Annotated in this window: 16 protein-coding genes; 8 read left to right on the plus strand and 8 right to left on the minus strand. The window is 73.4% G+C overall.

Annotated features, from left to right (window positions below; translation table 11 throughout):
* Positions 1-58 precede the first annotated feature (58 nt).
* Positions 59-3,433, minus strand: a complete 3,375-nt coding sequence (locus tag AC07FV_RS30625) for a S41 family peptidase (RefSeq protein WP_479090743.1) — start codon at positions 3,431-3,433, stop codon at positions 59-61.
* Between the two features lie 168 nt (positions 3,434-3,601).
* Here AC07FV_RS30625 and AC07FV_RS30630 point away from each other — a divergent pair, with 168 nt between their 5' ends.
* The 4 genes from AC07FV_RS30630 (at position 3,602) to AC07FV_RS30645 (ending at position 7,674) form a co-directional block, all read left to right on the plus strand.
* Positions 3,602-4,204, plus strand: coding sequence for a TetR/AcrR family transcriptional regulator (locus AC07FV_RS30630; protein WP_479090745.1), 603 nt, complete (start codon positions 3,602-3,604; stop codon positions 4,202-4,204).
* A 149-nt stretch (positions 4,205-4,353) separates the two neighbouring features.
* Entirely contained in the window at positions 4,354-6,612 is a 2,259-nt protein-coding gene (locus AC07FV_RS30635; RefSeq protein WP_479090746.1) for an MMPL family transporter, read from the plus strand.
* Between the two features lie 139 nt (positions 6,613-6,751).
* Positions 6,752-7,264: a YbaK/EbsC family protein gene (locus tag AC07FV_RS30640; RefSeq protein WP_479090747.1), complete on the plus strand. Its 513-nt coding sequence runs from the start codon at positions 6,752-6,754 to the stop codon at positions 7,262-7,264.
* A gap of 134 nt (positions 7,265-7,398) precedes the next feature.
* Positions 7,399-7,674, plus strand: coding sequence for a DUF1876 domain-containing protein (locus AC07FV_RS30645; protein WP_383648978.1), 276 nt, complete (start codon positions 7,399-7,401; stop codon positions 7,672-7,674).
* A gap of 19 nt (positions 7,675-7,693) precedes the next feature.
* Here AC07FV_RS30645 and AC07FV_RS30650 read toward each other — a convergent pair whose 3' ends face one another.
* The 4 genes from AC07FV_RS30650 to AC07FV_RS30665 form a co-directional block, all read right to left on the minus strand.
* Complete coding sequence (locus tag AC07FV_RS30650) at positions 7,694-8,899, minus strand: serine hydrolase domain-containing protein (RefSeq protein ID WP_479090911.1); 1,206 nt, start codon at positions 8,897-8,899, stop codon at positions 7,694-7,696.
* An 83-nt stretch (positions 8,900-8,982) separates the two neighbouring features.
* Entirely contained in the window at positions 8,983-9,762 is a 780-nt protein-coding gene (locus AC07FV_RS30655; RefSeq protein ID WP_356608958.1) for an energy-coupling factor ABC transporter ATP-binding protein, read from the minus strand.
* Positions 9,750-10,511, minus strand: a complete 762-nt coding sequence (gene cbiQ, locus AC07FV_RS30660) for a cobalt ECF transporter T component CbiQ (protein WP_479090749.1) — start codon at positions 10,509-10,511, stop codon at positions 9,750-9,752. The genes AC07FV_RS30655 and cbiQ overlap by 13 nt, the downstream gene beginning before the upstream one ends.
* A gap of 1 nt (position 10,512) precedes the next feature.
* A complete protein-coding gene (locus AC07FV_RS30665; RefSeq protein WP_479090751.1) occupies positions 10,513-11,586 on the minus strand; it encodes an energy-coupling factor ABC transporter permease in 1,074 nt (357 codons plus the stop codon).
* A 165-nt stretch (positions 11,587-11,751) separates the two neighbouring features.
* On the opposite strand from AC07FV_RS30665, the gene AC07FV_RS30670 reads away from it, so the two are divergent.
* The gene (locus AC07FV_RS30670; protein ID WP_479090753.1) at positions 11,752-12,129 is read left to right on the plus strand and encodes an SsgA family sporulation/cell division regulator; all 378 of its coding nucleotides are present in this window, start codon (positions 11,752-11,754) and stop codon (positions 12,127-12,129) included.
* Positions 12,130-12,162: 33 nt separating this feature from the next.
* Here AC07FV_RS30670 and AC07FV_RS30675 read toward each other — a convergent pair whose 3' ends face one another.
* The 3 genes from AC07FV_RS30675 to AC07FV_RS30685 all read right to left on the minus strand — a co-directional run bounded on the left by AC07FV_RS30675 (position 12,163) and on the right by AC07FV_RS30685 (position 17,481).
* Entirely contained in the window at positions 12,163-13,833 is a 1,671-nt protein-coding gene (locus tag AC07FV_RS30675; protein ID WP_479090755.1) for a penicillin-binding transpeptidase domain-containing protein, read from the minus strand.
* Between the two features lie 112 nt (positions 13,834-13,945).
* The gene (locus AC07FV_RS30680) at positions 13,946-15,580 is read right to left on the minus strand and encodes a penicillin-binding transpeptidase domain-containing protein (protein WP_479090756.1); all 1,635 of its coding nucleotides are present in this window, start codon (positions 15,578-15,580) and stop codon (positions 13,946-13,948) included.
* A 155-nt stretch (positions 15,581-15,735) separates the two neighbouring features.
* On the minus strand, positions 15,736-17,481 hold the full coding sequence (locus AC07FV_RS30685; protein ID WP_479090758.1) for a dolichyl-phosphate-mannose--protein mannosyltransferase: 1,746 nt from the start codon (positions 17,479-17,481) through the stop codon (positions 15,736-15,738).
* A gap of 114 nt (positions 17,482-17,595) precedes the next feature.
* Here AC07FV_RS30685 and rsmI point away from each other — a divergent pair, with 114 nt between their 5' ends.
* The 3 genes from rsmI to AC07FV_RS30700 all read left to right on the plus strand — a co-directional run bounded on the left by rsmI (position 17,596) and on the right by AC07FV_RS30700 (position 19,954).
* Positions 17,596-18,453: a 16S rRNA (cytidine(1402)-2'-O)-methyltransferase gene (gene rsmI / locus AC07FV_RS30690; RefSeq protein ID WP_383648967.1), complete on the plus strand. Its 858-nt coding sequence runs from the start codon at positions 17,596-17,598 to the stop codon at positions 18,451-18,453.
* A 157-nt stretch (positions 18,454-18,610) separates the two neighbouring features.
* A complete protein-coding gene (locus AC07FV_RS30695) occupies positions 18,611-19,039 on the plus strand; it encodes a hypothetical protein (RefSeq protein ID WP_479090759.1) in 429 nt (142 codons plus the stop codon).
* Between the two features lie 30 nt (positions 19,040-19,069).
* Complete coding sequence (locus tag AC07FV_RS30700; protein ID WP_479090761.1) at positions 19,070-19,954, plus strand: TatD family hydrolase; 885 nt, start codon at positions 19,070-19,072, stop codon at positions 19,952-19,954.
* The last annotated feature ends 69 nt before the right edge of the window (positions 19,955-20,023 follow it).

Genomic DNA, 20,023 nt, shown 5'->3' on the forward strand with positions numbered 1-20,023 from the left:
GAAGGGGCGTCCTCCCACGGGGGAGGACGCCCTTTCTCCGTGCCCGTCCCTTGTCGTGTCAGGCCCGCGGCGGCAGCGGCGGGCGGGAGCGGTCGGGTACGTCCCCGTAGCCGGGGGGCGCGGCGGGCGGGTCGGTCTCCAGCAGCTCCAGCGCCAGCCGGACCGCCTCGTCCAGCACCGGGTAGCGGCCCTCCGCCCAGTCCAGCGGGGTGCGCAGGGCCTCGACGTCGGGGGCGACGCCGTAGTTCTCCACGGACCAGCCGTAGGCGTCGAACCAGGCCGCGTTCATCGGCACCGTGATCACCGTGTCGTCGCCGAGCCGGTGCCGGCCGGTCATGCCGACGACTCCGCCCCAGGTGCGCTGGCCGACCACGGGGCCGAGCCGCAGCAGCTTGAACGCGGCCGTGATCATGTCCCCGTCGGAGGAGGTCGCCTCGTCCGCGACGGCCACCACGGGCCCGCGCGGCGCGTTGGACGTGTACGACACCGGCTGCGCGTTCCGGGTCAGGTCCCAGCCGAGGATGGTGCGGGTCAGCTTCTCGATGACGAGTTCGCTGATGTGCCCTCCCGCGTTGCCGCGCACGTCCACGATCAGCGCCGGACGGGAGACCTCCATGCGCAGGTCGCGGTTGAACTGCGCCCAGCCGGAACCGCCCATGTCGGGGATGTGCAGGTAGCCGCAGCGGCCGTCGCTCAGTCTCCGCACCACCTCGCGGCGTTTGGCCACCCAGTCCTGGTAGCGCAGCGGTCGTTCGTCGACGAGCGGTACGACGGCGACCCGCCGGGCCGGACCGGAACAGCCTTCCCCCGGGGCGAAGGTCAGCTCCACCGTGGTGCCGCCCGCGCCCGCCAGCAGCGGGAAGGGGCCCGCCGCCGGGTCGACCGGCCGGCCGTCGACGTGCGTGAGCACCGCACCCTCGCGGATGCCCGTGCCGGCCAGCGGGGAGCGGGCCTTGGAGTCGGAGGAGTCGCCGGGCAGGATGCGCTTGACCAGCCATCGCCCCTCCCGGCACACGAGGTTGGCGCCGAGCAGGCCCTGCCGGCGCTGGTAGTGCACGGGGCCCTCGTTGCGCCGGGCGGCGGAGACGTAGGCGTGGGAGGTGCCCAGCTCGCCGAGCACCTCGCGGAGCAGGTCGGCGAACTCGTCCGGGGAGGCGACCCGTTCGACCAGCGGACGGTACTGGTCCAGCACCGCGTCCCAGTCGATGCCGCACATGCCGGGGTCCCAGAAGTAGGCGCGGATCAGGCGGCCCGCCTCGTCGTAGGCCTGGCGCCACTCGGCGCCCGGGTCGACCTCGTGCAGGATGCGGCGCAGGTCGATCCAGGTGGTCGTGTCGCTGTCGCCGGCCTCGGCGGCGGGCACCGCGCGCAGGTCGCCCTCGTCGAGGACGACCAGGCGGGTGCCGTCGCCGCTGACCCCGAACCAGTCGAGGTGGTCGACCAGTTCGGACTTCCTGGCCTTGGCGAGGTTGAAGTGCTCCAGGGTCGGCCGCTCGCTCGGGTCCGCCGGGTTGGCGAAGGTCTCGCCGAGCGCGCCCGAGATCGGCCAGCGCAGCCAGACCAGGCCGCCGCCGGCGACCGGGTGCAGCGCCGAGTACTTGGAGGCGGTGACCGGGAACGGTGTCACGCGGCTCTCCAGCCCCTCCACCTCGACGGTCACCGTGCCGCCCTCGCCGGGCTCGTCGTCGAGCGGGTCCAGGCCCCCGGCGGCGGGGCGGCCCTCGGGGTTCAGGGCGAAGGGGGAGGGGGTCGCGGAGGAGAGCGGCACCAGGTAGGGGCGGCAGCCCAGGGGGAAGGACAGGTCGCCGGTGTGCACGTCGTACACCGGGTCGAAGCCGCGCCAGGAGAGGAAGGCGAGGTAGCGGCCGTCCCGGGTGAAGACCGGGTTCTCGTCCTCGAAGCGGCCGTTGGTGACGTCGACGACGAGGGGGCCCTCCGGTCCGTCGATGCGGGCCATCCTGATCTGCCGCAGCGAGCGTCCGATGCCGGGGTGCGACCAGGTGAGCCAGGCCCCGTCCGGGGAGAAGGCGAGGTCGCGCACGGGGCCGTTGTCGGACCGGACCAGCTCGGTGACGTGGCCTCCGGTGGTTCCGGTGGGGGCCGCTGAGCCGCTCGCGTCCCCGATGCCGCCCGAGTCCCCGGCACCCCTCGCGTCGCCGATGCCGCCCGCGGCCAGGGCCTGGGCGGCCTCGCCGTCCTCCTCCGAGACGTCGAGCAGCAGCAGCCGGCCGTCGTGGGAGGCGAGGGCGAGGCGCTCGCCCGCCGGGTCCGAGACCAGCTCCAGGACCCGGCCCAGCGCGCCGGACGCCAGCCGCCGGGGTGCGCGGCTCCCGGTCGCCCGCGGCAGGTGGACGATCTCGACGGCGTCCTCGCCGGCCGCGTCCGTCACGTACGCGATCCGCCCGCTCGCCCCCAGCATCTCCGGCAGCCGCACCCGTACTCCCGGGGTGTCGGCGAGGGTGCGGGCCGGTCCGTCGCGGTGGGTGAGCCAGTACAGGCTGCCGCGCACCACCACGGCGCTCGCGCGGCCCGTCTCGTCGACGGAGAGGCCGCCGACGTGCTGGGCGGCGGGCACCGGGTGGGTGCGCCGTCCCGCGCGGGGCCCGCTGAGCCGGACGTCGAGCCGGCGCGGCACCGAGCCGGGCGCCAGGCCGTCCACGATCCACAGGTCACCGGCGCACTGGTACACCACGCGGGTGCCGTCGCTCGCCGCGTGCCGGGCGTAGAAGGCGTCGTGGTCGGTGTGGCGGCGCAGGTCGGTGCCGTCGTGGGCGCAGGAGTAGAGGTTGCCGACGCCCTCGTGGTCGGAGAGGAAGGCGATCCGGCCGCCGACGAAGAGGGGGGAGTGCAGATGGCCGCCCAGGTCGGGCAGGAGCCGCCGCCCGTGCAGCCAGAGCCGGCCGGTGGCGCCGCCCCGGTAGCGCTTCCAGGAGGCGGGTTCGTGCGGCGGGGTGCCGGTGAGCAGGAGCGTCCTGCGTTCGCCGTCGAGGTCGGCGGCCTGGATGTCGGTGACCGGGCCCCAGGGGAGTTTGCGGCCGGGGTCGCCGTCCGGGTCGACCTTGTAGGCCCAGGTGAGGTGGGAGAAGGGCTCACCGTGGGAGGCGACGGCGAGGATGGCGGCGCTGCCGTCGGGCTCGGGGGGCGACCAGCCGCAGACCCGGGTGTCGAGGCCGCCCCAGTGGGTGAGCCGGCGTCCGGGGCCGCCGTCCACGGGGACGAGGTGGACCTCCGGCACCAGGCTGCGCCAGCTGGTGTAGGCGATGTGGCGGCCGTCGGGGGAGAAGCGCGGGTGGCCGGCCTTGGCGCGGTCGACGGTGAGCCGCCAGGCGCGGCCGGGACCGTCGAGGTCCGCGAGCCAGAGGTCGTCCTCGGCCACGAAGCACAACTGGTCGCCACTGAGGTGGGGAAGGCGCAGATAACTCACCCACCCCATGCTTTTCCGGGCACGGGGTACCGGCAACTTATGGGGAGCTGACAACCGTGACCCAAGCCACGTACGAAACCGTTTCGTTTCGTTAGGGGCTGGGGTACCTTTGCGGTGTACGAAACGGTGTCGTTCTGACCGTCGGCATCCGGGGAAGTGGAGAGAGAGGTGAGCGAGATGACCGAGGCAGCCACCGTGCGCCGCAGTCGGATCACTCCCGAGCGCGAGGCCGAGCTGTACGAGGCCGTGCTCGACCTGCTCCGCGAAGTCGGCTACGACGCCCTCACCATGGACGCCGTGGCCGCCCGCACCCGCTCCAGCAAGGCGACGCTCTACCGCCAGTGGGGCGGCAAGCCCGAGCTGGTCGTCAAGGCGATGCGGCACAACAAGCCGGGGCAGATCAGCGAGGTCGACACGGGCACGCTCCGGGGCGACCTGCACGCGCTGCTGGCCCGCGAGGACGACTGCACCATGGCCCAGAACTCCGCGCTGATGCGGGGCGTGGCCATGGCACTGCACCAGAACCCGGACCTGCGCCAGGCCTTCCGGGAGCAACTCGTCGAACCGGAGATGGCGGAGTTCCGGCGCCTGCTGCAACGCGCCGTCGACCGGGGCGAGATCAGAGCGGACTGCCCGGCGCTGGAGTTCCTCGTGCACATGATGGTCGGCGGCTTCGCCACCCGGACGCTGCTCGACGACCAGCCACCCACCCGGGCCTTCCTCACCTCGTACATCGACGCCGTGATGCTCCCCGCCCTCGGCGTCTCCACCACCCCCTGATCCGTCCCCCCACCCTCAGGCGATCCCCACCTGGTCCCCGACCGCATCCACCTGAGCCCCATCCGAGCCCCACCTGACGTCACCGCTCACGTCGTCGGGCTGATCCCCCCTGCCCTGAAGACCCACGACCTGACCGGGAGTACGCCCCCGTGGCAACGTTCCTCTACAAACTCGGCCGGCTCGCCTTCCGCCGACGGCACTTCGTCGCCCTCATATGGGTGGCCCTGCTGACGCTCGCCGGCGTCGGCGCGGCCAGTGCCCCGCCCGCCGGCACCACCTCCTTCTCCATCCCCGGCACCGAGGCCCAGAAGGCCTTCGACCTGCTCGAGGAGCGCTTCCCGGGACAGAGCGCCGACGGGGCCACCGCGCGTGTGGTCTTCAAGGCACCGTCCGGCGAGAAGATGACCGACGCCGGCCACAAGGCCACCGTCGAGAAGGCCGTCGCCGACCTGGCCGACGGTTCCGAGGTCGCCTCGGTCGCCGACCCCTACCAGGGCAAGGCGGTCAGCAAGGACGGCGCGATCGCCTACGCGTCGGTCCGGTACGACGTCTCCGGCATGGAGCTGGAGGAGTCCACCAAGGACGCCCTGGAGGACGCCGCGCAGCAGGCGCGGGACGCCGGGCTGACCGTCGAGGTCGGCGGTGACGCGCTCCAGGCGGTGCCGCACACCGGCGCCACGGAGATCATCGGCATCGCGGTGGCCGCCGTCGTCCTCGTCATCACCTTCGGCTCGCTGGTCGCGGCCGGACTGCCCCTGCTCACGGCCCTGATCGGCGTCGGCATCGGCGTCTCCTCCATCACCGCCCTCGCGAGCGTGCTGGAGCTGGGCTCCACCACCTCCATCCTGGCGATGATGATCGGCCTCGCGGTCGGCATCGACTACGCCCTGTTCATCGTCTCCCGCTACCGCGCCGAACTCGCCGAGGGACGTGAGCGCGAGGAGGCCGCGGGCCGGGCGGTCGGCACCGCCGGCTCGGCGGTCGTCTTCGCCGGCCTCACGGTCGTCATCGCCCTGGTGGGCCTCGCCGTCGTCAACATCCCGATGCTGACCAAGATGGGCATCGCGGCGGCCGCCACCGTCGCCATCGCGGTCCTGATCGCCCTGACGATGGTCCCCGCGCTGCTCGGTTACGCCGGCCGCCGGGTCAAGCCGACCGGTGCGAAGGGCAGGCTGCTGGGCGGCAATCGGAAGAAGGACACCGCGAAGGACACCGCGACTGACGGTGCGAAGGCCGGCGGCGGGCCCGCCAGGGCCAACCTCGGCACCCGCTGGGCGAGCTTCGTCGTCCGCCGTCCGCTGGCCGTCCTGCTGCTGGGCGTCGTCGGCCTCGGGGCCGCCGCGATCCCCGCGGCCTCCCTGGAACTGGGCCTGCCCGACGACGGCTCCCAGCCGACGTCCACCACCCAGCGCCGGGCCTACGACCTGCTCTCGGAGGGCTTCGGTCCCGGCTTCAACGGGCCGCTGATGGTCGTCGTGGACGCCAAGGGCAGCGAGGCCCCCCAGCAGGTCTTCACCGACGTCTCCGACGAGATCAAGGGACTCGACGACGTCGTGGCGGTGACCCCGGCCGCGCCCAACAAGGCCGGCGACACCGCGACGATCACCGTGATCCCCGACTCCAAGCCGTCTTCCGTGCAGACCGAGGACCTGGTGCACGCCATCCGCGACGCGGGCGGCGACATCAAGGCCGAGACCGGGGCGGAGACCCTCGTCACCGGTTCGACGGCGATGAACATCGACGTCAGCCAGAAGCTGAACGACGCGCTGGTGCCGTACCTGGTCCTGGTCGTCGGCCTGGCCTTCCTCCTGCTGATCGTGGTCTTCCGCTCGATCCTGGTCCCGCTGAAGGCGGCCCTCGGCTTCCTGCTCTCCGTCATGGCGGCGCTCGGCGCGGTCGTCGCGGTCTTCCAGTGGGGCTGGCTGTCCGGCCTGATGGGCGTCGAGGAGACCGGCCCGGTCATGTCGATGATGCCGATCTTCATGGTCGGCGTGGTCTTCGGCCTGGCCATGGACTACGAGGTCTTCCTGGTCACCCGCATGCGTGAGGCCTACGTCCACGGCGAGAAGCCGAACCAGGCCGTCGTGACCGGCTTCAAGCACGGCGCGAGGGTGGTTACAGCGGCGGCGGTCATCATGATGGCGGTCTTCGCGGGCTTCATCGGGTCCAGCGAGGCGATGGTCAAGATGATCGGTTTCGGGCTGGCGATCGCCGTCTTCTTCGACGCGTTCGTCGTCCGCATGGCCATCGTCCCGGCCGTCCTCGCGCTGCTCGGCAAGAAGGCCTGGTGGCTGCCGAAGTGGCTGGACCGCGCGCTGCCCAACGTGGACGTCGAGGGCGAGGGCCTGCGCACGGCCGAGGAGCGGGGCTCCGGCCCCGACGAGGACCGGGAGCTGGTGCGCAGCTGACCCACCCCCTCCGACAGGAGGGGCGAACGACCAGCCGGTGAGGGCTTCCGTGGGGACGGGGCTGCCCTCACCGGCTTCCTCCGTGCCGGCCCCGCGACCCGCTCGCACGGGGAGCGCACACCCCGCTAGCGTGCCCCGCATGACCACCACCGACGGCACCCCCGACGCGCCCGCCGCCCACCCCCGTTTCGCCGAGGCCCTGCGGGAGCTGGGCCTGGGTGACCTGGCGGCGCGGGCGCGGCGCTTCCCCGACGCCACCCGCACCGCCGCCGAGGCCGCCGCCGCGATCGGGTGCGAGCTGAGCCAGATCTGCAAGTCGCTCGTCTTCGCCGCCGACGGCGTGCCCGTCCTGGTCCTCATGGACGGCGCCTCCCGCGTCGACCTGGAGCGGGTCCGCGAGGAACTCGGCGCCGCCAAGGTCACCCGGGCCGGGGCCGACGTCGTGCGGGAGACGACCGGGTACGCGATCGGAGGCGTGCCGCCCTTCGGCCACCGCGAACGGACCCGGGTGCTCGCCGACCGGTCCCTGCTCGCGCACGACGTCGTCTGGGCCGCCGCCGGCACCCCGTACGCCGTCTTCCCGATGGAGCCCGAGGAGCTCGTCGCCACCGCCGGTGCCACCCTCGTGGACGTCCGCGAGCGCACCGGGTGACGCCGCCGGCCGTCGGCGCCGTGCTGCTCGCCGCGGTGACGCACGCGGGCCGGAACGCGGCGCGGGCGGTGGCGTGGTGCGCCGGGCGGCCGTGAGGAGCACCCTGGAAGCAGGTACTCCGGAGGTGACCCGTCATGATGCACACCGCAGTGGGATGGCACGTCGAGATGGAGTTCATGGAGGACGACCAGCACACGCGGGCGGTCGCGATGGTGCGGCTCCCCGACGGCAGCGAGGTCCGCGCGCACGGCCACGCCAGCCGGCACCGCGTCGACGCCCAGCAGCCGAGGGTCGGGGAGGAGGTGGCGGGAGCCCGCGCGTTGAACGAGCTGGCGATGCACCTGCTCACCAAGGCGCACGAGGAGATCGACTCGGCCTCGGGGCGGACGTCCCACCCGATCCACGTCTGAACCGGCGGCGCCCGCCGGGTCAGCCCGCCTCGATCGACGCCCGTACCGCCCGCACCAGTGCCTGGGCCCGCGGGTCGGCCGTCACCGTCTTGCGGAAGCCGTTGGTGACGTAGCCGAAGGCGATGCCCGACTCCGGGTCGGCGAAGCCGAGGGCGCCGCCGCGGCCGGGGTGGCCGAAGGACCCGGGCGACAGGAACGGCGACGCGCTGCCGTGCAGCATGTAGCCGAGGCCGAAACGGGTGGGGACGACGAGGACCCGGTCCGGTCCGGCCGACTCCTCGCGGCGGGCCGCCTCCATGGTCGCCGCGTCGAACAGCCGCACGTTCCGGGTCACGCCGTCGACCTCGCCGATCAGCGCCGCGTAGAAGCGGGCCAGCCCCTCCGCCGTCGCGATGCCGTTGGCCGCGGGGAGGGCGGCGGCCCGGTAGACGGGGTCGTTCTGGTCGGGGAACGGCGTGATCGCGGCGAAGGCGCGGCGGGTGAGGGAGTCCGGGTCCCCGTAGGCCTCGGTGACGGCGCGCTTGGGGCGCAGACGCGGCCCGCCCCCCGAGGACTCGGGCTCCTCCAGGCGCCCGACCCGTCCGGCGCGGCCCGCCGCCTCCTCCGCGGCCGGCAGCCCCACCCACAGGTCCAGTCCCAGCGGCCCGGCGATCTCGTCCGCGATCCACTCACCGGCGCCGCGTCCGCCCGTCACCCTGCGGACCAGTTCGTCGAGCAGCCAGCCGTACGTCAGCGCGTGGTAGCCGTGGTCGGTGCCGGGCTCCCACGCGGGTGCCTGGGCGGCGACGGCCCGGGGGCCCCGCAGCGGGTCGAGGGCCTCCTCGGGGGTGAGCGGGCGGTCCAGGACCGGCAGCCCCGCCCGGTGGTTCAGCACGTGCCGGACCAGCACCCGCTCCTTGCCGTGCGCCTTGAACTCCGGCCAGTACGCGCCCACCGGCGCGTCCAGGTCCAGCTCCCCGCGCCGGTGCAGCAGCAGCGGTACGGCGGCGGCGACGCCCTTCGTCGCCGAGCGCACGAGCTGGGCGGTGCCCCGGCGCCACGGCTCCGGGTCGCCGGCGTCGCCCGCGCCCTCGACGTGCTTGGTGCCGCCCCACAGGTCCACGACCTTGCGCCCGCCCCGGTACACGGCGACCGCCGCGCCCCGTTCCCCGAGCGTCGCGAAGTTCCGCGCGAACGCGTCCCGGACCGGTTCGAAACCCCCGGCCACCGTGCCGTGCACGCCCACGCCCGCTTCCGCGTCCACTTGCCGGTGTCCCTTCCGATCGCCTGCGACAGTGGGTGCAACCCTCGCCGGGCGCCCGGGATTCCTCACCCGCGCGTGGACACCGACCGCGGGTCGAAGCCGAAGGGCAGCTCCAGGCGGTGGGCGCGCATCAGCGCGTCGTCGGAGAGCAGGTCCGCCGTCGGGCCGTCCGCCGCGATCACGCCGTCGCTGAGGATCAGGGCCCGGGGGCACAGCTCCAGGGCGTAGGGCAGGTCGTGGGTGACCATCAGGACCGTGACGTCCAGGGAGCGCAGGATGTCGGCGAGTTCGCGGCGCGAGGCCGGGTCGAGGTTGGAGGAGGGCTCGTCCAGGACCAGGATCTCCGGCTCCATCGCGAGCACGGTCGCCACCGCCACCCGGCGCCGCTGGCCGAAGGAGAGGTGGTGCGGGGGCCGGTCCTTGAACTCCGCCATGCCGACCAGGCCGAGCGCCCGGTCCACGCGGGCCTCCAGCTCCGCCCCCTTCAGCCCGGCCGCCGCCGGTCCGAACGCCACGTCCTCGCGCACGGTCGGCATGAAGAGCTGGTCGTCCGGGTCCTGGAAGACGATGCCGACCCGGCGCCGGACCTCCGCCATGTTCCGCCGGTCCACGGGCAGCCCGGCGACCGTGACCGTGCCGGTGCCGCCGCTCAGGATGCCGTTGAGGTGGAGGACCAGGGTGGTCTTGCCCGCGCCGTTCGGACCGAGCAGCGCGACCCGCTCACCGCGGGCGACGGAGAAGTCCACGCCGAAGAGGGCCTGGTGCCCGTCGGGGTAGGCGAAGGCGAGGCCGGAGACCTCCAGGGAGGCGGGCACGGTGTCGGTGGCTGCGTTCACAGGGTCCATCCCAGCAGACAGACCACGAGAGCGGCGACGGGCAGGGCCAGCGCGTACGACCACTGCGCCCGGTCCGCGGTCACCTCGTCGATCACCGGCATCGAACCGGTGTAGCCGCGGCTGACCATGGCCAGGTGCACGCGCTCGCCGCGCTCGTAGGAGCGGATGAAGAGCGCGCCGGCCGACTTGGCGAGCACTCCCCAGTGCCGTACGCCCCTCGCCTCGAAGCCGCGTGACTCCCGGGCGATCCGCATCCGCCGCATCTCGTCCGCGATGACGTCCCCGTAGCGGATCATGAAGGACGCGATCTGCACCAGCAGCGGCGGCAGCCTCAGCCGCTGGAGGCCCAGCAGCAGCTCGCGCAGCTCGGTGGTGGAGGCGAGGAGCACCGAGGCGGCGACGCCCAGGGTGCCCTTGGCCAGGACGTTCCAGGCGCCCCAGAGGCCGTTCACGCTCAACGACATGCCGAGCACCTCGGTCCGCTCGCCCTCCGCCACGAACGGCATCAGGACCGCGAACGCGACGAACGGCACCTCGATCAGCAGCCGCCTCAGCAGGAAACCGGCCGGGACGCGCGCCGCGTAGGCCACCGTCGCGAGCAGCAGCGCGTACACGGCGAAGGCCCACATCGCCTCGCGCGGCGTCGACACCACGACGATCACGAACGCGAAGACCGCGGCGAGCTTGGTGTGCGGCGGCAGGCCGTGCACGGGGGAGTGTCCGTGCCGGTAGAGCCGGTGTGTGTGGCCCGCGCCCATGTCAGACCGTCGTGTCCGTGTCCGTGTCCGTGTCCGTGTGCGTGCTCGTCGGGGAGGCGTCGTCGCCGCGGCGCCTGCGCACCGACCAGAAGACCGCGCTGCCCGCGACGACCGTGACACCGACCCCGATGACGCCCGCGAGGCCGCCGGAGACGCGGGCGTTCGCGATGTCCTCGACGCCGTAGTCGGCGAGCGGGGAGTCGGAGTACGCGTGTTCCTCGGCCTTCTCGTCGATGCCCTTGTCGGCGGCGACCTTCTCCAGCCCGTCCGGGTCGGCGGAGGCGTAGAAGCTGACGAAGCCGGCCAGGACCAGCGAGGTGACCAGGCCGGTGATCCACAGGGTGCGGTGCGAGCGGGCGGGGGCGGGGGCCGGCTCGGCCGCCGGGGCGTCGACGAGTTCGCCGTGCACGCGCAGCTTGAGCCGCTGCGTCAGACCGCGCGCCCCGTACACCAGGTCCGGGCGCACGGCGATGACCGCGCCGACGGTCAGCGCGGTGATCGCGGCCTCGCCGATGCCGATCAGCACGTGCACGCCGACCATGGCGGTGGCGACCTTGCCGATGGCGATGTCGGTGGTGCCGCCGATCCAGTACAGGAAGGTGAAGGCGAGGGCGGCGGCCGGGACGGAGACGAGGGCGGCGACGAAGGAGGCGACGGTCACCGAGCGGCGGGTGCGGGGCAGGACCTTCACCAGGCCCCGGAAGAGGGCGTAGGCGACCACGGTGGTGACGATCGCCATGTCGGTGATGTTGACGCCGAGCGCGGTCAGGCCGCCGTCGGCGAAGAGGATGCCCTGCAGGAGCAGGACCACGGAGACGCACAGCACCCCCGTGTACGGGCCGACGAGGATCGCGGCGAGGGCTCCGCCGAGCAGATGCCCGCTGGTGCCGGCGGCGACCGGGAAGTTCAGCATCTGCACCGCGAAGATGAACGCCGCGACCAGCCCCGCCAGCGGAGCCGTCCTCTCGTCCAGCTCGCGCCGGGCGCCCCGAAGGCTGACCGCGATGGCGCCCGCGGCGACGACGCCGGTGACGGCGGAGGTCGGGGCGTCGATGAATCCGTCAGGTACATGCACGAGTCGATGATAGAGACCAGTTGCGACTCGTTTGCAAGAGCGAGGTAAAGGCTGATCTCACATGTGGTATTCGGCTCGAAAGGCGTGAGACGGGAAATGTGGGACATTGGACAGGGGGTGGACGCACAGCTTTCGCCGAGGTGACGCAGCGCAAGGGGCGATCCGATGTCCGTAGTCGAGCAGTACGCACGAGCCCACATCCTGACGGACGCGGACGCCCCGGACGCGGACGACGGCGGAGCGATACCCGTCGTCCTGCGCTACGACCCCGACCGCGATCCCCGGTCGGTGTGCGTCGCCCTCCCGGCGCGGGGCGGCGGCCGCGGCTTCCGCGAGTGGACCTTCGACCGGTCGCTGCTGGAGCAGGGCCTGCGCGCGCCCGCCGGGACCGGTGAGGTACGGGTCTGGCCGTGCGGGCGGGTGCAGGCCGTGGTCGAGTTCCACTCCCCGCAGGGCTGCTCGGTGGTCCAGTTCGAGACCAAGGCCCTCATGCGCTTCCTGCGCCGCACCTACACGGCGGTGGCGCAGCCGGTGGCCCACTGAGCCACCGGCCGGACGCCCGCGCGCAGGTGCCGGTCAGCCGGCGTTCTTCAGCAGCGCCGCGACGATCGGGCCCGCGGTGTCGCCGCCGTGGCCGCCCTGCTGGACCACTCCCGCCGCGGCCAGATCGCCCTTGTACGCCGTGAACCAGCCGTTGGGCTTCTTCTGCCCGTCGACCTCGGCGGAGCCGGTCTTCGCCCCGGCGCCACCGCCGACCCCGGTCATCGCCTCGGCCGCGGTGCCGTACGCCGCCGTGTAGGACATCAGCTCCCGCAGCTGGGCCAGCGTGCCCGCCGACATGGTGCGGGAGGCCGTGGCGAGCTTGCGCCCGTCCACCGACGGGGCGACCAGGTACGGCTGGTGGAAGGCCCCGGACCGCACGGTCGCCGCGACGGACGCCATGTTCAGCGGGTTCATCCGCACGCCGCCCTGCCCGATGAGGGAGGCGGCCATCGGGGCGGCGTCCTGCACCGGCACCGCGCCGTCGAAGGTGGGCACGCCCACGGACCAGTTGTTCATGGACAGGCCGAAGACCTCCTTCGCCTGCCGGGTCAGGTCGTCGTTCTCCAGCTCGGGGGCCTGGCTGATGAAGGCGGTGTTGCAGGAGCGGGCGAAGCTCGCCTTGAAGGTGCCGTCCTTGATCTCGAACTTGTCGTCGTTCTGGAACTTCCAGCCGCCGTAGCTGAAGTACTTCGGGCACGGGTGCTTCTTGTCCATCGACGCCAGGTTCTTCTCGATCAGCATCGAGGCGGTGACGACCTTCATCGTGGAGCCGGGGGCGAGCGAGCCCTGGAAGGCGGTGTTGAAGCCGTGGCCGCCGTTGGCGACCGCGAGGATCTCACCGGTGGAGGCGCGCAGCAGCACCACCGACGCGCGCGCCTTGCCGGACACCTGCTTCTCGGCGGCGTCCTGGAGGGCCGGGTCCAGGGTCGTCCGCACGGTGCCGGGCGTGCCCTCGCTCAGCTCCAGCAGCGTCTTGTCGGACACCTTCGCCGCCTCGGACTCCTTGCCGCGCACCACGCGCAGTTCGACGCCCGGGGTGCCGCCGGCCTGCTTGCCGTACTTCTCGCGCAGGCCGTCCAGGACGGTGCCGAGCGAGGGGAACCTCGCCGCCGTCAGCTCCGCGCCGTCCCGGTCCAGTGCCTTGACCGGCGGGTCCCCGGACTCCCCGGTGACGAGCCGGTCGCCGTCCCGCAGCTCCGGGTGGACGACGGCGGCGCGCCAGGCGACCCGCGGTGCGCCGTCGCCCGCCCGGCGGACGACGGTCAGGGCGCTGTCGTACGCCAGGGGCTTCGAGGTCTTCTCGTGGGCGACGACGGCCTTCACGGCGAACGGGACCCTGTCGGCCGCCGCAGTGCCCGGGGTGAGCTGGACGTCCTTGACGCGGGCGTCCTTCGCGTAGCCGGTGAGCAGGGCCTTCGCGGCCTCGGCGTCGTCGGTGGCGGCGGCCGCGGCGGCGATGTCGCCCCGCTGCCAGGCGGTGAGGAACCGCTGGGCCGTCCCGGTGACCTCGGCGGGCGACAGGGGACCCGACTCGGCCTTCTCCTCGGCCGTCGCGGACGTCGTCCGGGCGCTGCCCTCGCCGGACCCGCCGCCGTACACCGCCCAGGCGCCGAATCCGGCGCCGGCCACGACCACGGCGGCCACGCCGCCGATCACGACGGGTCTGGTGTTCCGCCGCTCACCGGCGGCCCTTCTGCTGCCCACTGCGTCCCGTTCCTCCGCGGCTCCGGCCTCCCGGAGTGCCGCGGTGCCCTGTGTGCCTCACGCTTCCAACGACGGCGACCACAGTAGGGGCACCCGTCGCGCCCGGTGCGCCTCAGCCCCCCGCCCGCAGCACGTCCGCCACGATCGGGCCGGCCGCGTCACCGCCGTGGCCGCCCTCCTCGGTCATGGCCGCCGCGGCCACGTCGTCCCGGAAGCCGGTGAACCAGCTGTTGGAGGTGGTCTGCCCGTCGACCTCCGCCGACCCGGTCTTGGCGCCGATGTCGCCGCCGAGCCCGGACATGGCCGCCCGGCCGGTGCCCTGGGTGGCGGTGAGCCGCATCATCTGCTTCAGCTGGGCGGCGGTGCCCTGCGGCAGGCCCTTGGCGGTGGCCGGCTTCCGGTCGTCCAGCTCGAACGGGACGAGGTGGGGCTGGCGGAACTCGCCGGTGATGGCGGTTGCCGTCACCGAGGCCATGTTCAGCGGGTTCATCTGGACCTGGCCCTGGCCGATGGCGTTGGCCGCGCGGTCCGGGCCGCCGGAGGCGGGGACCCGGCCGTCGAAGGAGACGATGCCGGTCTGCCAGTCGTCGCGGCCCAGACCGAAGCGCTCCTCGGCTTCCGCCGTCAGCGAGGAGTCCGTCAGCGGGTCCTCGTCGACGAGCTTGATGAAGCCCGTGTTGCAGGACCGCATGAAGGTGTTGGCCAGTGAGGCGCCCTCGTCGGCCGGCAGACCGGTGAGGTTCTTGAAGGTCTGGCTCTGCCAGGTCGCCGTGTCCGGGCAGGGCGCCGGGCCGTTCATGTCGGTCACGCCGTTGTCGATGAGCATCGCGGCCGTGATGATCTTCATGGTGGAGCCGGGGGCGACGCGTCCCTGGAAGGCCGCGTTGAAGCCGTCCGCGCGGTTGTTCGCCACGGCCAGCACCTCGCCGGTGCTCGGCCGGACGGCGACCACCGAGGACTCGCCGTACCGCTTCACGGCCTTCTCGGCCGCCGCCTGCACGCCCGCGCTGAGCGTCGTCTCCAGCTTGCCCGGCTCTCCCTCGGCCAGGGTCAGCAGCGGGGTGTCGGCCGCCTCCCGGGACTCGTGCCGGACCGCCAGCTCGACGCCGGGGGTGCCGCCCGCCTTGTCCCCGTACTTCTCGCGGAGCGTATCCAGCACCGGGCCGAGCGAGGGGTACTTCTCCTTCGTCAGCACGGTGCCGTCGCGGTCGACCGCCTTGATCGCCGGGGCCGCGGACTCCCCGGTGACCAGGGTGTCGCCGGCCTTCAGCTGCGGGTGGACCACGGCCGCCTGCCAGTCGACCAGCGCGCGTCCGGTGGTCTCCCCGCGGACCACGGTCAGCCGGCTCCGGTACGTCAGCGGCTTGCTCGCGCCCTCGTAGGCCACCTTCGCCTTCACGGTGAACGGCACACCGGTGCCGGCCGTCGTGCCCGGCGTGATCTCGACGTCGGTGATGTGCGCGTCCGCGCCGTAGGCCGTCAGCAGCGGCCCGGCGGCCGCGGCGTCGTTCGTGTAGGACGCGGCCGTCGCCGCGTCCCCCTTCTCCCAGGCCGTGAAGAACTTCTCCGCGGTCTCCCCGACCTCGTCGCCGCTCGGCGGCCCGCTCTTCCTGGTGGTCGCCCCGGCGGCCCCCGTACTGCCGTCGCCGTCCAGCGCCGACACGATGTTGTAGGCGCCGTATCCGGCCCCGCCCACCATCACCGCGAACACGCCGCCTATGACGGCGACCTTGACCCCCCTGCCCATCGGCAGTCCCTCCCCGTTCGTCCCCGTAGAAAGCCTCCAGGCGCTTTGAACATGTTCAGAAGCGCGTGTGGTGGCACTCTATGTGCGGGGAGTGACCGGCGGTACGGGTGTTTCCGGATGTTGACCGAATGGAGATCCGGCGAGATCCGGCGCCCTCAGACCCACGTGTCGAGCCACATACGTGACCGCCAGTCCTCCATCGGGATCGCCGTCCCTGTGTAGATGGGCCAGAAGTAGATGAAGTTCCACGCGATGAGCAGCACCAGCACGCCCGCCCCCGTCGCCCCCGCGACCCGCCGGGCGTCGCCGCAGCCGGGGCGGCCGATGACCGCCCCCAGCAGCATCGCCACCGCCAGGCACAGGAAGGGCAGGAAGACGACGGCGTAGAAGAGGAAGATCGTGCGCTCCTGGTACAGGAACCAGGGCAGATAGCCGGCCGCGACGCCGCAGGCGATGGCGCCCGCCCGCCAGTCCCGGCGGAAGACCCAGCGCCACAGCACGTAGAGCAGCGCGAAGCAGCCCACCCACCACAGCAGCGGGGTGCCGAGCGCCAGGACCTCGCGGGCGCACTTCTCGCCCGCGTCCACCGGGCAGCCGTCCGCTCCGGCCGCCGGGGACTCGTAGAAGTAGGAGACCGGGCGGCCCAGGACGATCCAGCTCCACGGGTTCGACTGGTAGGTGTGCGGCGAGGTCAGGTGGGTGTGGAACTCCAGCACCTGCGACTCGTAGTGCCACAGGCTGCGCCACCAGTCCGGGAAGAGCCAGGACCAGGAGCTGTCCTTGCCGTCGGTCGCCGCCCAGTCGCGGTAGTAGCCGCCGCTGCCGTCGGCGGGGGAGAGGATCCAGCCCAGCCAGGACAGCACGTACGTGACCAGCGCGACCGGCACCGTCGACAGGAACGCCCAGCCCAGGTCGTACCGGAGCACCGCCCGGTAAGGCCGGCGGGCGCCCGCGACCCGGCGGGCGCCGACGTCCCACAGCACGGCCATCACGCAGAAGGCCGCCATGACGTACAGGCCGTTCCACTTGGTGGCCGCGGCCAGACCCAGCATCAGACCGGCCGCCAGCCGCCAGGGACGCCACCCGAAGCGGAAGGTCTCGGCGGTGTCCGCGTCCGGGCGGACGCGTCCGTCGTCGTCGACGGGCAGCGAGGCGGCCAGTCTCCGCCGGGAGCGGTCCCGGTCGGCCAGCAGGCAGCCGAAGGCGGCCAGCACGAAGAACATCAGCACGCTGTCCAGCAGCGCGGTGCGGCTCATCACGAAGTGCAGCCCGTCCACCGCCATCAGCGCGCCGGCCAGGCAGCCGAGGAAGGTCGAGCGGAACAGCCGGCGCCCGATCCGGCACAGCAGCAGCACCGACAGCGTGCCGAGCAGGGCCGTCATGAACCGCCAGCCGAACGGGTCGAAGCCGAAGAGCAGCTCGCCCAGCCCGATGACGTACTTGCCGACCGGCGGATGCACGACGTACGCCGCGTCCGTCGGGATCGGGACGTCACCGCCGGAGTTCAGGATCAGGTCGTTGGCGTTCTTGTCCCAGTTGACCTCGAAACCGCGGTGGATCAGCGCCCAGGCGTCCTTCGCGTAGTACGTCTCGTCGAATATCACCGCCTTCGGGCTGCCCAGGTTCCAGAACCGCAGCACCCCCGCCAGCAGCGCCACCAGCAGCGGCCCGCCCCACGCCGACCAGCGCACGAGCCGGTCGGCGCGCGTCTTGGACAGGCCGAGGAAGACCCACAGGCGCTCGCCGGGGCGCGTGTACGGGGGCACCAGCCGGTCGCGGACGTCGTCGGACGCGGGCCCCGCCGTGTAGCCGAAGCGGCGCAGCCGCTGCTGCCAGGTGGGCCGCTCGTCGAGCGGGGCCTGCTCCTGCCGGGTGTCCGTGGAGGACGCGGTACTGGTCACCGCGCCATCGTAGGGAACCGCGCTGTGCACGTCCCGCGCATGCCCCGGACCGGCCGGGCCGCGTCCCCGTCCGCCCCCGGGAAGGCATCCGTCCGCTCCTGGGAGGATGGGGGCGTGACTGGAACCCTTGTACTGGCGGGCACCCCCATCGGCGACGTCCGGGACGCGCCGCCCCGGCTCGCCGAGGAACTGGCCGGCGCGGACGTCGTCGCCGCCGAGGACACCCGGCGGCTGCGCCGCCTCACCCAGGCGCTCGGCGTCACGCCCCGGGGGCGCGTCGTGTCCTACTTCGAGGGCAACGAGTCCGCCCGGACGCCCGAGCTGGTCGAGGAGCTGGCGGGCGGCGCGCGGGTGCTGCTGGTGACCGACGCCGGGATGCCCTCCGTCTCCGACCCCGGCTACCGGCTGGTCGCCGCCGCCGTCGAGCGGGACGTGCGGGTCACCGCGGTGCCCGGCCCGTCCGCCGTGCTCACCGCCCTCGCCCTGTCCGGGCTGCCGGTGGACCGGTTCTGCTTCGAGGGCTTCCTGCCGCGCAAGGCGGGCGAGCGGCTGACCCGGCTGCGCGAGGTGGCCGGGGAGCGCCGGACCCTCGTCTACTTCGAGTCCCCGCACCGCGTCGACGACACCCTCGCCGCCATGGCCGAGGTCTTCGGCGCCGACCGGCGGGCCGCCGTCTGCCGGGAGCTGACCAAGACCTACGAGGAGGTCAGGCGCGGCGGGCTCGGCGAGCTGGCCGCCTGGGCCGCCGAGGGGGTGCGCGGCGAGATCACCGTCGTCGTCGAGGGCGCCCCGGAGCAGGGACCCGAGGAGATCGGCCCCGAGGAGCTGGTGCGCAGGGTGCGGGTGCGCGAGGAGGCGGGCGAGCGGCGCAAGGAGGCCATCGCCGCGGTCGCCGCCCAGGTGGGCGTGCCCAAGCGGGAGGTCTTCGACGCGGTGGTGGCGGCGAAGAACACCGGAGGGCAGGGGGCGTGATCCGGCCGCCCTTGACTCGTCCCTGACCTTTCGGGCCCTTGCGCCAAGGGCGGCCCAAATCGGCTCAAACACTCGGCAGATCCGGTGCTTTTCCGCCGGTGGAGGAGTCCACTGGACGCAGGGCCGACGAAGCGGCCGGTGAACCGAGGGAGCCGGGATGAGCATGAGTGAGAGTGCGGCGCGGTCCGGACCGCACGCCGGTGCCACCGCCGTCGTCCACGAGTCGTACTCCTTCGCCTGCATGCGCTGCGGGCACGGCTGGGAGCAGTCGTTCGAGATAGGGCACCACCGGGACGCGGGCGGCAACGAGTACGTGCAGTACGTCGCGGACGGCCGCGTCGTGCCCTCCCCGCTGACCCGCCCGACCTGCGCCAACTGCGACAGCCACGTCGTACGGATCATGCGTCCGGGCCGGGTCGCGTCGGTGCGCGACACCCTGTCCGGCGGCCACCCGGAGCCGTCGGCCGGCCTCCCGGGGGTGCCCGAGCGGCCCGGGCCCGGAGCGCCGGGGCTCGCGCCCGCGCGTCGACGCCGGCACCTGACCGACCTCCTGCACGGCCTCCACCTCCACCGCAGGGCGAGCTGACCCCCGCCCCGCCTTCCGTAGGATCGGGGCATGCCTTCGAACGCCCCGGCCGACAAGAACGCGGCCCCGCCGCTCCCCGAACCCCTCCGCGTCCCGGTCGCCGACTCGCACACCCACCTCGACATGCAGTCGGGCACGGTGGCGGAGGGCCTCGCCAAGGCCGCCTCCGTCGGCGTCACCACGGTCGTCCAGGTCGGCTGCGACCTCGCGGGCTCGCGCTGGGCGGCGGAGACGGCCGCCGCCTACGAGGCCGTGCACGCCACCGTCGCCCTGCACCCCAACGAGGCACCGCGGATCGTGCACGGTGACCCTGACGGCTGGTCCCGGCAGGGGGCGCGCACGCCCGGCGGGGACGCCGCGCTCGACGAGGCCCTCGCCGAGATCGACCGGCTGGCCGCGCTGGACCAGGTCAAGGGCGTCGGCGAGACGGGACTGGACCACTTCCGCACCGGACCGGAGGGCAGGGCCGCCCAGGAGCGGTCCTTCCGCGCCCACATCGAGATCGCCAAGCGCCACGGCAAGGCCCTGGTCATCCACGACCGCGACGCCCACGCCGACGTCCTGCGCGTCCTCAAGGAGGAGGGCGCCCCCGAGCGGACCGTCTTCCACTGCTACTCCGGCGACGCCGAGATGGCCGAGATCTGCGCCGGCGCCGGCTACTACATGTCCTTCGCCGGGAACGTCACCTTCAAGAACGCCCAGAACCTGCGCGACGCCCTCGCCGTCGCCCCGCCCGAGCTGATCCTGGTGGAGACCGACGCGCCGTTCCTGACGCCGGTGCCCTACCGGGGCCGGCCGAACGCCCCCTACCTCGTGCCGGTCACGGTGCGCGCCATGGCCGCGGTGCGGGGCGTCGACGAGGACACGCTGGCGACGGCCCTCGCGGCGAACACGGCCCGCGCCTTCGGCTACTGAGCGCTACCGGGCGAGAGGGAGTGCCGCGGAAAGGCGCACGACACGCGGGACATTCACCACGCTGAGTAG

It is taken from the genome of Streptomyces sp. NPDC045956 (assembly GCF_056430705.1).